This window comes from Fusibacter sp. A1, assembly GCF_004125825.1.
In the GTDB taxonomy this organism is placed as follows: domain Bacteria; phylum Bacillota; class Clostridia; order Peptostreptococcales; family Acidaminobacteraceae; genus QQWI01.
Window position 1 is genome coordinate 223,904 of record NZ_QQWI01000007.1, and the last position, 13,105, is coordinate 237,008.

The 13,105-nt window shown below is 45.5% G+C and carries 10 protein-coding genes; 4 read left to right on the forward strand and 6 right to left on the reverse strand.

Features of this window, described 5'->3' with window-relative positions; genetic code table 11:
- Positions 1-43 precede the first annotated feature (43 nt).
- From DWB64_RS12025 to DWB64_RS12040, 4 genes are all read left to right on the forward strand, one after another.
- Positions 44-2,134, forward strand: a complete 2,091-nt coding sequence (locus DWB64_RS12025) for a PAS domain-containing sensor histidine kinase (protein ID WP_129488490.1) — start codon at positions 44-46, stop codon at positions 2,132-2,134.
- A complete protein-coding gene (locus DWB64_RS12030) occupies positions 2,131-3,468 on the forward strand; it encodes a sigma-54 dependent transcriptional regulator (RefSeq protein ID WP_129488491.1) in 1,338 nt (445 codons plus the stop codon). Before DWB64_RS12025 ends, DWB64_RS12030 begins: the two co-directional genes overlap by 4 nt.
- A 214-nt stretch (positions 3,469-3,682) precedes the next feature.
- A complete protein-coding gene (locus DWB64_RS12035) occupies positions 3,683-4,897 on the forward strand; it encodes an ammonium transporter (protein ID WP_129488492.1) in 1,215 nt (404 codons plus the stop codon).
- 100 nt (positions 4,898-4,997) lie between these two features.
- Positions 4,998-5,465, forward strand: coding sequence for a DUF1801 domain-containing protein (locus DWB64_RS12040; protein ID WP_129488493.1), 468 nt, complete (start codon positions 4,998-5,000; stop codon positions 5,463-5,465).
- Positions 5,466-5,506: 41 nt separating this feature from the next.
- Here the strand turns inward: DWB64_RS12040 and leuB are convergent, their stop codons facing one another.
- From leuB to ilvB, 6 genes are read right to left on the reverse strand one after another with little or no spacing between them, the layout of a single operon-like run.
- The gene (leuB, locus tag DWB64_RS12045; RefSeq protein ID WP_129488494.1) at positions 5,507-6,571 is read right to left on the reverse strand and encodes a 3-isopropylmalate dehydrogenase; all 1,065 of its coding nucleotides are present in this window, start codon (positions 6,569-6,571) and stop codon (positions 5,507-5,509) included.
- A gap of 7 nt (positions 6,572-6,578) precedes the next feature.
- Positions 6,579-7,058, reverse strand: a complete 480-nt coding sequence (gene leuD, locus DWB64_RS12050; RefSeq protein WP_129488495.1) for a 3-isopropylmalate dehydratase small subunit — start codon at positions 7,056-7,058, stop codon at positions 6,579-6,581.
- Positions 7,058-8,329, reverse strand: a complete 1,272-nt coding sequence (gene leuC, locus DWB64_RS12055; protein WP_129488496.1) for a 3-isopropylmalate dehydratase large subunit — start codon at positions 8,327-8,329, stop codon at positions 7,058-7,060. Before leuC ends, leuD begins: the two co-directional genes overlap by 1 nt.
- The gene (gene cimA, locus DWB64_RS12060) at positions 8,295-9,887 is read right to left on the reverse strand and encodes a citramalate synthase (protein WP_129488497.1); all 1,593 of its coding nucleotides are present in this window, start codon (positions 9,885-9,887) and stop codon (positions 8,295-8,297) included. The genes leuC and cimA overlap by 35 nt, the downstream gene beginning before the upstream one ends.
- Before the next feature lies 1 nt (position 9,888).
- Complete coding sequence (locus tag DWB64_RS12065; RefSeq protein WP_129488498.1) at positions 9,889-11,400, reverse strand: 2-isopropylmalate synthase; 1,512 nt, start codon at positions 11,398-11,400, stop codon at positions 9,889-9,891.
- Between the two features lie 32 nt (positions 11,401-11,432).
- A complete protein-coding gene (gene ilvB, locus DWB64_RS12070; protein WP_129488499.1) occupies positions 11,433-13,091 on the reverse strand; it encodes a biosynthetic-type acetolactate synthase large subunit in 1,659 nt (552 codons plus the stop codon).
- Between the last annotated feature and the right edge of the window lie 14 nt (positions 13,092-13,105).

Genomic DNA, 13,105 nt, shown 5'->3' on the forward strand with positions numbered 1-13,105 from the left:
TACGGCTAACATGTTATAATATTAGTGCCAATTGGGGGTTCTTATGATAAAAAAATTAAGCCATTACTCATTACAAGTTAAGATCGTCTTGTTTTTCATTACAACGTCATTATTGCTTTCTGTGACACTTGGTTATGTATTCCACAGGAATATAGCGACTACCGTACTCGTCTCAAAAAATTCCGAAATGCGCACCCTCGCAGAGGAAACTACCAACAAAATCGATCGCTTCATCTTTGAAAGAACAGCAGACATCCAGGTAATCGCCGATTCAAAATTGATTACAATGTCAGGTATCGATCCGACAACCACCGAGGATTACATTAAAAGTGTGGTGAAGGCATACAAGACCTATGACGGCATATTCGCTCTCGATACTTCTGGTAAGGTGCTCGTTACAGTCGGTGATTCAATCGATACGGCCGCATATTCCTCACTCGTACCCGATTCCAGCCTAGAAAAGCCCTACATATCCGATCTGATCTCCCTAGCGGATTCAGATCAGCATGTCATGTTTTTCAGCGCCCCGCTCTATGACACGAATAACAATCATGTCGGATCGGTCATCGCACAGATGAACGACACCTCAATTTCTGACATTGTGTCCAATGTACGATTCGGAGACAAGGGCTATGCCCAGCTGATCTCATCGAGTCAAAACAAAGTCCGTATGACAGGCGGTGACATAACTGGCGAGTCACTCACCTATACCGCCGAACTGAAAAAGTACGATACGCAAGCTGACACCTGGTACTTGGTCCTGCATCTGCCAGCAAGTGAAGCCAACAAGATCATCGACGATATAGAAATTTACTTCCTATTGGTTGTCGTCATCTCCCTGTTAGGCTTATCGCTATTATCCTTTATCGTTTCCAGGCGCATCACAGCACCCATCAGGTCTTTGCAGGTCAAACTGAATATGTTGCTAACCGACAATAAAAAGTATACAAACTACATCAAATCCAGTGATGAGATCAAACATCTGACCCATTCCTTTGACATTCTCTTTGAAGAAATGAATTTCATGCTTCAAAAGGTACTTGAAAAGTCTGGTGAAGTCGCATTTATAGAGGGCATCAAGAACAGCATGTCCTCCCTAGTCGAACAGCTTCCACGGGGAATAATCACACTCGACAACAAAGGTGAAGTACTCTCTGTAAATGCAATCGCCTCTGAGATTTTGGGTATCAAAGCGGATCTTCTGATCGGCAACCTGCTATCAAAAACCGATTCGCTGATTCATCAAAACTTCAAATCCATTTTGCAAGAAGCCGTAAAAAGCGACTACTCCATCAATGATCAGATCGTCTATCTCGAAAAGGCCAACCATCAACTGATTCCTGTTGTTATCAGTACCATGAGACAGACTGACTTGCACGATACACTCATCGGACTCACCGTCATCATCGAGCTATACGATGAAAAAATGAAATTTGAGAAGAACATCGAAAAAGCGAAAAAATTATCGGAACTCGGTGAGTTGACCGCAGGTGTCGCACATGAAATCAGGAACCCATTGGCTTCTATCAAAGGGTACGCACAGTTTGTGCTGATGCAAATGGATAAAGAGAATCCCTTTTACTCTGAAATCGAAATCATCATGTCCGAATCAGACCGTCTAGACAGGATTATCGAACGCTTCATCAACTTTTCAGAACCACATAAGCCCACTTTTTCAAAGTATTCCATCAATAAACTGATCGAAGACACCATCCATCTGATCGGCTTTGATTTTGAATCAAGAAATATCGCTGTCAACACCGATTTTGGTGAGCAAACTACGATCGAAATCGATCATGAGCAGCTCAAGCAGGTCTTGATCAACCTTATTATAAATAGTGTGCAATCTATGCCTTCCGGGGGCCAGCTTAACTTCAGTACAAGCCTTGACTTTAAGTCGCAGCGTGTCATCATCAGACTTTCCGACACCGGAGAAGGGATTTCACCTGACAACCTTGAAAAAGTATTCACTCCTTTTTTCACAACCAGAAATTCCGGATCGGGGCTGGGGTTATCCATCTCAGCAAGAATCATTGAAAACCATCATGGGGAATTCGATATCCAGAGCAGGATTGATCGTGGTACAGTAGCAACCATCCGATTACCAATACAACAAAAGAAGGAGATATCATGAGCAAGATAAGAATTTTAGTGGTAGAAGACGAACTCCACTTACGTGACCTGGTGGTTAAAGTCCTAAAAAACGAAGACTATCATGTCGAATCTTCAAAGGATGCCGAAGACGCCCTACAGCTTCTTGAAGACACCTCCTTTGATATTGTCATCACAGATCTGCGCCTGCCTGGAATATCAGGCATTGAGCTTCTTAAGAAGATTAAACAGGTCGATAAGGATATTGTTGTGATTCTGATGACCGCCTTTGCGACTGTTGAGACGGCTATCGGTGCTATCAGAATGGGCGCATTTGACTATATCAGAAAGCCCTTTGACATTAACGAACTCACAGCGGCAGTCTATAAGGCAAAGCTTCTGCTCGAAGCCTCCTCACCGAGTATGATCTACTCCGAAGACATCCCCAACATTCTGGTCTCACATAGCGAGCCTATGAAAGAAGTAATCGGTCTGATAAAAAAAGTTGCGGCAAGTATGGCTACTGTCTATATCAACGGCGAAACAGGTGTCGGCAAGGAACTTGTGGCAAATGCCATACACGCCTCCTCAAATCGATATGATAAACCCTTCATTAAGGTAAATTGTTCCGCTTTCCCTGAAACGCTTTTAGAGAGTGAGTTGTTCGGTTATGAAAAAGGTGCCTTTACAGGAGCTTTTGCGAGAAAACTAGGTCGCTTTGAGCTTGCCAACACAGGTACTATCTTTTTGGATGAGATCGGTGATATCTCTCCACTCATTCAGCTTAAGCTTTTAAGAATCATTCAGCAAAAAGAATTTGAACGCTTAGGCGGCACTGAAACAATCGCGCTGGATGTCAGAATCATCACAGCGACCAATAAGGATTTAGAAGTCATGGTGAAAGAAGGTTCATTTAGAGAAGACCTCTATTACAGATTAAACGTCATCCCACTTCATATGCCATCGCTACGTGAACGACAGGATGATTTTGAAACACTGGTTCAAACCTTTTTAGTCCATATTTCAAATTTCTATGGAACACCCATAAAAAGTATTCAACCTAAGGCGATGGAACTACTTAAAAGCTACAACTGGCCTGGAAATGTCCGAGAGCTAGAAAACATCATCGAGAGACTAGTCGTCATCAGCGAAGGGCAAGTAATTGGCATTACGGACCTACCGGATAAGATCACTCAATCAACCACGCCTGTACAGCCGACCATCCTACTCGATGCTAAAGATTCAATTGAAGAGCATACCATTAAAAACGCGCTCAATCAGACAAACGGCAATATCACAAAAGCAGCAAGTCTTTTAGGCATCAGCAGGCGCTCACTACATCGAAAACTAAACAAATATGAACTTAATCAAGAATAAAGTGAGACACAAATGTCGCAATAGGGCATTTGTGTCTCACTTTATTTATTCTATCCTCACAAGAGGATTACCTTCATTATCAATTTGACAATTAATAAACAAGCAATGAGAACGTTTTCCTTTATTGTTTAAGGCAAGAGCATTATTGGCATGTCAATTGCAATAACCTACTGTGTAATTCTACGTTAAATACTAATCAAAAGGAGGAGACCTTATGGGTTTCGACACAGGCAGTACCGCATTTATGCTCTTATCAACTAGTTTAGTTATGCTGATGACACCAGGACTTGCATTTTTCTATGGTGGACTAGTTGGTAGAAAAAGCGTCTTGGCAATCATGATGCAAAGTTTTGTTTCACTTGGTATCACTACAATCATTTGGTTCACTGTCGGATATTCACTATGCTTTAGTGGCGATGTAGGTGGCGTCATCGGCAACTTCGACATGATGTTCCTAAAAGGAATTTCGATGACCGATGCCTTATCCCCAACAAACAATATTCCCTTACTTGTATTTGTAGCATATCAAATGATGTTCGCAGTAATCACGCCGGCACTGATCACAGGTGCGTTTGCCGAGCGTGTGAAATTCGGTGCTTATCTTGTATTCCAGATAGCCTGGTTGTTCCTCGTCTACTTCCCTTTCACACATATGGTCTGGGGCGGTGGAATTTTAGCTCAGTGGGGTGTTCTTGACTTCGCTGGCGGTATCGTCGTTCACGCTACTGCTGGTATGGCTGCACTTGCCTCTGTTTTCTTTGTAGGCAAAAGGACTGTCAAGTCACACGAACCACATAGTATCCCGCTTATCGCAATCGGTACCGCGCTACTTTGGTTTGGATGGTACGGATTTAACGCAGGTAGTGAATTAAGAGTCGATAGCGTCACAGCAGTCGCATTCTTAAATACGGATATTGCAGCATCGTTTGCAGCAATCGTATGGCTGATCATCGAATGGACCGAGACTAAAAAGCCGAAATTTGTAGGCTTGCTTACAGGTGCTGTAGCAGGTCTTGCCACAATCACTCCCGCAGCAGGCTTTGTTACACCTCAAGTAGCAGCACTAATCGGTATCGTGGCTGGTCTTGTCTGTTACTTGGCAGTAAAGCTTAAGAACAAACTACAATGGGATGACGCACTAGATGTTTGGGGCGTGCACGGCGTCGGAGGCATTATCGGAGTAGTCATGCTTGCACTATTTGCAAACCAGGCAGTCAACTCATCTGGCGCAAACGGTTTATTCTACGGAGGAACACACTTCTTCTTAGTGGAAATCGGCGCAGTCATCTTTGCAAGCGCGTATGCCTTCTTCATCTCATACGCCTTGCTACATGTCATCAATAAGTTCACGCCAGTCAGAGTCGACGCGCACGATCAGGAAACCGGTCTTGACGAATCGCTTCATGGTGAGAACGCATACCTGATTTAAGCAAAAAACCTTCGAGTAAAAATACTTGAAGGTTTTTTTATTGATTCCTGATTGACTTGAATGAGAAAGGATATCAATAAATCATGGAAAGGAGTATCCCATGAACATTCACGCATCAAACATAAAAGAGTATCTTTCACAACTGCCAGAAGATCGACGCGTCGTACTGGAAAATCTTCGAACCGTCATATTGGAACATCTTCCCGAAGGATTTAAAGAGACTTTAAGCTATAACATGATCGGTTATGTGGTGCCTCACAGCATCTATCCAAAGGGGTATCACACCGACCCTACATTACCCTTACCCTTTATCAACTTGGGATCGCAAAAAAACTATATAGCCATCTATCATATGGGCATCTATGCCGATCAGCAGCTCCATGATTGGTTTGTTACCGAATACGCTAAGCGCTGCAAGTACAAGCTAGATATGGGGAAGAGTTGCATACGCCTAAAAAGAATGGATGATATTCCATATGATCTGATTGGTGAACTGGTCGAAAAAATCACAGTTGATGAATGGGTGACCTCCTACGACTCAATAAAAAGCAAAAGAAACGCTGATTGATTAGCGTTTCTTTTGCTAAATTTGGCTAAGTTTAGTTTACTTCAACCTATTTTCAATCGACTGATAATCTGCTGTGTCATCTCATGAAGCCCTATAAATTCCTTATTGGCTGCGATGTCAGATGTTCTGTACCCACAGTTGAGCGTATCCTCAATCGCACGCTCAATGCTCGATGCCTCTTTATGCATGTCGCACGAGTGCCTAAGCATCATCGCCGCCGATAAGATGGTCGCTAAAGGATTTGCAGTACCGGTTCCTGCGATATCAGGAGCGGACCCATGGATCGGTTCGTATAATCCAAGAGTGCCTATTCCTATACTTGCCGAAGGTAGCATTCCAATAGAGCCAGTGATCATACTCGCTTCATCAGAAAGAATGTCACCGAACATGTTCGATGTCAACAGCACATCGAACTGACTCGGATTTCTTACAAGCTGCATGGCCGCATTATCCACCAGCTGATGGTCAAGGGTGATCTCAGGATAGTCAGCAGCTACTTCAAGCACGGTCTCCCTCCACAGTCTCGAGCTCTCAAGCACGTTCATCTTATCGACATTGGTCACCTTGCCCTTACGTTTTCTAGCGGTTTCAAAAGCGATCCTCGCGATTCTTTGCACTTCGTACTTGCTATAGCGTTCTGTATCATAGGCGCTATCTCCGTCCCTGCCCCTTTCACCAAAGTAAATGCCACCTGTCAGCTCTCTCACCACCAGCATGTCAAAATTGTCGCCGATGATTTCGGGTTTTAGCGGACTCGCGTCCTTCAGCGCGTCAAAAACTTTTGCTGGTCTTAAGTTGCCGTAAAGTCCCAAGGCCTTTCTCAACATCAAAAGTCCTTTTTCGGGTCTTAGGTCTCCAGGAAGATGCTCCCACTGCGGACCGCCGACCGCTCCAAGTAAAACCGCGTCGGTCTTTTTGCATGTCTCGATCGTCTCCTCAGGAAGCGGGTGTCCGTACTTATTGATCGCCGCACCTCCTGCAAGTAAATAACTGTACTCGAACTCATGCCCGAAAATGCCCGCTACAGCATTGAGAACCTCAATAGCGCTGTCCACAATCTCAGGTCCGATTCCATCACCTTTTATCACTGAAAAAGTCTTCTTCATTCCATACCTACCTTTCGCTGCTGATAAATGGGACCAGGCCGCCTTTAATGATGATTTCCTGCATGAACTTAGGAAAAGGTTGTGTCGCATAATGCTCACTCTTTGTGTGGTTTGTGATGACCCCGGTTGCAAAATCCACGGTCAGTTCGTCACCATCTTCAGTGCGCTCAACGGCCTCCTGGCACTCCAAAATCGGTAAGCCGATATTGATGGCGTTCCTGTAGAAGATTCTAGCGAAATTGTTGGCGATCACACATACGATGCCCGATTCCTTAATGGCGATCGGAGCATGCTCCCTAGACGATCCACAACCGAAGTTGTTTTGAGCCAGCATGATATCCCCACGATTCACCTTCTTGATAAAGGACTTATCAATATCTTCCATGCAGTGTCTCGCGAGCTCCTTAGGGTCTGTTGTGTTCAGATACCTCGCAGGTATGATCACATCCGTATCCACATTGTTTCCGTACTTAAAAACGCGTCCCATCAGATCACCCCCATCAGTTTTCTAGGATCAGTAATGACGCCACTTACAGCACTTGCCGCAGCGACTGCCGGGCTGGCAAGATACACTTCGGATTCAGGATGACCCATGCGACCCACAAAATTTCTATTTGTCGTAGCAAGCGCCCGTTCTCCTTTGGCAAGAATCCCCATATGACCTCCAAGGCAAGGTCCGCAAGTCGGTGTGCTTACAATCGCTCCTGCTTGTATGAATGTCTCCAGCAAGCCTTCCTTCATCGCTTGCAGGTATATTTTTTGAGTCGCAGGGAAAACAATCACGCGTACTCCCTTCTTGACTTTTCTGTCTTTTAGGATTTCAGCAGCCGCTCTTAAATCTCCGATCCTGCCGTTGGTGCATGAGCCGATGACAACCTGATCGATCGAAATCATATCAAACTCACTAAAAACCTTTCCGTTTTCCGGCAAGTGAGGGAAAGCGACAATGGGCTCAAGCGCTGATAGATCGATCATCAACTCTTTTTCGTAAACCGCATCCTCATCCGCCTCAAAACATTCATAAGCCTTATTCGAATGCTCATGCACGTAATCAAGCGTGGTGGCGTCGACAGGGAAGATTCCGTTCTTAGCTCCTGCCTCGATCGCCATGTTTGCGATTGTGAAACGGTCGTCCATCGACAAATCGGCAATGCCCTCTCCTGTAAACTCAAGCGACTGATAAAGCGCGCCGTCCACACCGATCATCCGAATGAGATGTAGAACAATGTCCTTGCCGCTCACAAATCGATTTAACTTTCCTTTCAGATGGACACGGATTGCAGCCGGCACTTTGAACCAGCACTTGCCTGTCGCCATTCCAGCAGCCATGTCGGTACTTCCTATCCCTGTCGAAAACGCCCCTAGCGCTCCATAGGTGCATGTATGCGAATCGGCACCGATGATCACCTCACCGGGAACAACAAGTCCCTTTTCAGGTAAAAGCGCATGTTCAATCCCCATCTCGCCGATTTCAAAGTAGTTTGTCACGCCCTGATCATATGCGAACGTCCTCATGCGCTTGCAGTTTTCAGCGGCCTTTATGTCTTTATTGGGTGTGAAGTGGTCCGGAACAAGAGCGATCTTATCCTTATGAAAAACCGACGGTTCACCGATTTTTTCAAATTCCTCGATCGCTACTGGGGTCGTCACATCATTGCCGAGCACCAGACTAAGATCAGCCCAGATGAGTTGTCCCTCTTTCACCGTGTCAAGGCCCGCCGCCTTAGCTAATATTTTTTGAGTCATGGTCATTCCCATGTGCTTCCTCCTTGTGTAAAATGTATTCAATCGAATCGACAAGCGCCATCAGGCTCGCTTCAACAATATCTGTCGATACGCCGACTGTATGCCAGCTTTCCTTACCATTGCTCGATTCGATCAGAACGCGCACCTTGGCCGCTGTAGAACTTTGATTGTCAAGCACCCTGACTTTGTAATCCTTCAGATAGACCCTGTTGAAGTTTGGGTAAAAATCACCGATTGCTTTTCTTAGGGCAATGTCGAGCGCATGCACAGGACCGTTGCCTTCGGCAGCCGAGAACGACTCCTTACCGTCTACATGTATCTTGATCATGCCGGTTGAATTGAGAGCGGTCTTGGCGCTCTCTGCTATGGTCTTGAAGTACTCGATTCTAAACTTTGGATCATACTTGCCAAGCAGCTTCCTGATCACAAGTTCAAAGGAGCTTTCTGCGCCCTCGTACTGATATCCGGCATATTCCAATGACTTCAACTTTTCGAGAATTTCATTGGCTTTGGCCGAACTGCGCTCAACACTCGGATCGATTTTCGCAATCATGGATAGGATGGCGCTCTTACCCGAAATCTCGCTCATCAGAAATCGTCTTTCGTTTCCTACAATCTCTGGATCGATATGTTCAAAACTCTCAGGAAGTTTGGACACGCCATCGATATGCATGCCTCCCTTATGTGAAAATGCCGAAGTGCCCACAAAAGGCAGATTACCTTGAAGCTCCATATTGGACGTATCCGCCACCTGTCTTGTGATCGATGTCAGCAGTTCCAGTGAATCGGCCGGTATGCATTCAAAGCTCCGCTTCACCTGAAGTGCCGGTATGATGCTCGAAAGATTCGCATTACCGCATCGTTCACCGATGCCTGTGAGCGTGCCCTGGATATGGTCGACGCCATGCGATACTGCAAACACACTGTTCGCTACAGCCATTCCTATATCATTGTGCGCATGTATTCCTATGGAAGTCTTAATCGTCTTCTTGACCTGGTCGCATATGCTTGCGACTTCGTCAGGAAAGGTTCCACCGTTCGTATCACAGAGCACGATGGTATCCGCACCTGCCTTTTCGGCGGCTTTAATGCAGTTAAGGGCATAGTAGGGATCCGCTTTATATCCATCAAAGAAATGCTCCGCATCAAAGATGACCTCTTTACCCTTGGCCTTGAAATAGGCCACGGTATCAAAAATCATGCTCAAATTTTCTTTAAGTGAGGTCTTTAAGATATCGGTGACATGAAGGTTCCAGGACTTACCGAAAATCGCAACCACCTCAGTCTGCGCATCTAAAAGGGCTTTGACATTTTCATCGGTTTCAACAGGGATATCTTTTCTTCTGGTACTGCCAAAAGCGCACAGTTTAGCGTATTTTAGCGGCCTTTCCTTCATAATGTCAAAGAAGACCCTGTCCTTCTCGTTAGATCCGGGATTCCCTGACTCGATATAATCGACTTTCAGCTCATCAAGGAGCGACACGATCCTTAACTTATCCTCCACAGAAAAACTGATTCCTTCGCCCTGTGCGCCATCCCTTAAGGTCGAGTCGAATATTTTAATTTTCATACTACACCTGCCTGACAACGATGCGGTTTATCGCATGGATATAAGCTTCTATGCTCGACTTGATCACATCGGTACTAAGACCATGCCCGCGGTAGCATTTATTATCGAATTTAAGCTCAACAGTGGATTCCCCTTGGGCGTCCATCCCTTCTGTCACAGCTTTTATCTGATAAGAAATCAAGGTCGCGTCTATATCCACAATCTTTTTGATCGCGTTATAAGAGGCGTCTATTGGTCCGTCACCGATTGCCGCTTCTTCATAATCTCCGCTGTCGCCTTCTAGCCTTATCGTCGCCATCGAACCGTTATGCGTTCCTGTATGAATGGAGAAGGATTTTAACTTGTACAACTGTTTTTCCTTTACTGCTTCATCGGTAATGATTGCCAAAATGTCCCGCTGATCGATGTCTTTTTTCCTGTCGGCAAGCGACTTGAATGTAGTAAAAGCTTCAGTGATTTTTTCATCAGACAGCTCATAGCCAAGTTCTTTGATAAACTTTACAAAACTGTGTTTTCCGGAGTGTTTTCCAAGGACCAGCTGATTCGACCTGTGTCCCACCGATTCAGGCGTCATGATCTCATAGGTCTCGCTGTTTGAGAGCATGCCGTGCTGATGGATTCCAGACTCATGAGCAAAAGCGTTTTTTCCTACAATCGCCTTATTCGTAGCGACAGGATTGCCGGTGATACTACTTAAGAGTTTGCTGGTCTTTAAAAGCATCTGAGTCACAATCGACGTGTCCAGTCCCAATAGATCCCTTCTTGTTTCAAGCGCCATCACCACTTCTTCAAGCGCTGCGTTCCCGGCTCGTTCTCCGATTCCATTGATGGTACATTCTATTTGTCTCGCCCCATTTTCGATAGCAGAAAGTGTATTCGAAACAGCCATTCCCAGATCATTGTGACAGTGCGTGCTCAAGACGGCTTGATCGATGCTTTTGACATGTTTTTTCAGATAGGTGAATATCTTAGCGATCTCACCAGGAGTCGAATACCCCACCGTATCGGGTATATTGACCGTTGTCGCACCAGCGCCGATGACGCCTTCAATCACCTCTGCTAAAAAGGACAGATCGGATCTGGATGCGTCTTCTGCCGAAAACTCAATATCCTCGCATAGGCTTTTCGCATACCTGACCATCGCAACAGCCCTGTGCTTCACCTCTTCTTTGGTCATTTTCAGCTTGTCTCTCATATGTATCTCAGAAGTCGCTATAAACGTATGGATACGTGGCTTTTCAGCATGTTTCACAGCTTCCCAAGTCCTCGATATATCCGACTCAAGAGCTCTGCAAAGACCGCACACAATTGTTTTCTTCAAGGTCTTCGCAATGGTTTCGACTGCATTGAAATCCCCCTCAGACGCAGCGGGAAATCCCGCTTCGATCACATCAACACCAAGGGATTCCAACTGTTTTGCCATCAATACCTTCTCGTTCAGATCCATCGTGTTGCCAGGCGACTGCTCGCCGTCCCTTAATGTTGTATCAAAGATAATGACACGTCCGTTCATGATTTCCCCCTTACTCAGTCAAACTTGACCGCTTACCTATTCACATCCATATACTCGTCAATCGCTTTACCGGGCGGGACAATCGGATACACATCATGCTCCCTGTTGATTTTGCACTCGATAAACATCGCTTCATTTGTCTTCTTGAATCTACCTTCGATGAGTTTTAGGTCTTCTACACTTTTAATGGCACCTGATCTGATCCCGTAGGCGCTCGCCAGAATTTGATAATCTACAGGCGACTCGTTGCAGGTTTGCGTGTACCGTTTGTCATAAAAGAGTTTCTGCCACTGCCTTACCATGCCAAGCGCCTCATTGTTCATCAGGACGATCATGATGGAAAGACCGTAGCGTCTTACGGTCATCAGTTCCTGATGGTTCATACCAAAAGATCCATCGCCTGTGATCAGCAGCACGGGTTTTTCGGGGTTGCCTACCTTGGCACCAATCGCAGCACCTAGACCATATCCCATCGTTCCAAGACCTCCAGAAGTTAAAAAGCCCTTATCCTGTTTAAAGGAATATGCCTGTGCGGTCCACATCTGATGTTGACCCACATCCGTAACAACGATCGTATCTTCAGGCACCAGTTGGCTGATCATTTTAATCAGCTGCTTTGGATGGTCATCCTTGTCAATTGCCGATTCAGATTCCGACTGAAGCGCTCTTAGTTCTTCAAACCATTCGCCGTGCTTTATTGGTGTCGAATGGGTGATGAGATGGTCTAGCGTGATATTCACATCCCCCAAGACACTAAGCACATGTTCCACATTCTTATCAAATTCGGTTTCGTCAATATCAAGATGAAGTATCGTCGCCTGTGGTGCGAACGAACCCAGTTTACCGATGGACCGGTCACTAAACCTCACACCCACTACAATCAGCAGGTCGCTTAACATTACAGCCTTATTGGCCACTACCGTTCCATGCATTCCTACCATACCCAGCGAGTGGTCGTGTTCCCTATCGATCGTACCGAGGCCCATCAGCGTATTCACCACAGGTATGTTCAATTTTTCTGAAAGCATTTTAATCTTATCCGACACCCCGGCCTGTTTCACTCCACCACCGGTATAGATAAGCGGCCTCTTTGCCTTTGTTATTAGGGCGAGTAACTCCTCTAGGTTTTCAAGAGCTGGAGGATCGATCTTTCGTTTTGCTACCTTAAACTGCTGCTTGCCGCTTATTTTTTCTGTAAAGATATCCTTTGGAATATCTACAAGAACGGGTCCCGGTCTGCCGCTAATGGCAATTTCAATTGCCCTTGTTAAGGTAAAGGCAAGTTTTTCAGCATCTTCTACTAAAAAACTTGCCTTTGTGACTGCTTCACTGATTCCGACTATGTCCACTTCTTGAAAAGAATCTCTACCAAGAAGCGCTCTAGGAACCTGGCCTGTAATGATGAGCATGGGCACCGAATCAAGGTTCGCAGTCGCAAGCCCTGTGATGGTGTTTGTCGCACCAGGACCCGATGTGACAAATACCACACCGAGTTTTCCTGTAGACCTTGCGTACCCGTCAGCCGCATGTACAGCTCCCTGCTCGTGCGCGGTTCTGTAATGGGTGATCCTGCCATCTGTGAATAGTTCGTCGTACAAGGGCATAATCGCTCCACCTGGATAGCCGAATACATCACTTACACCATTTTCAACTAAACAATCCAGTACCACTTTTGATCCGATTTTAGTCATATGCCCTCCCTTAA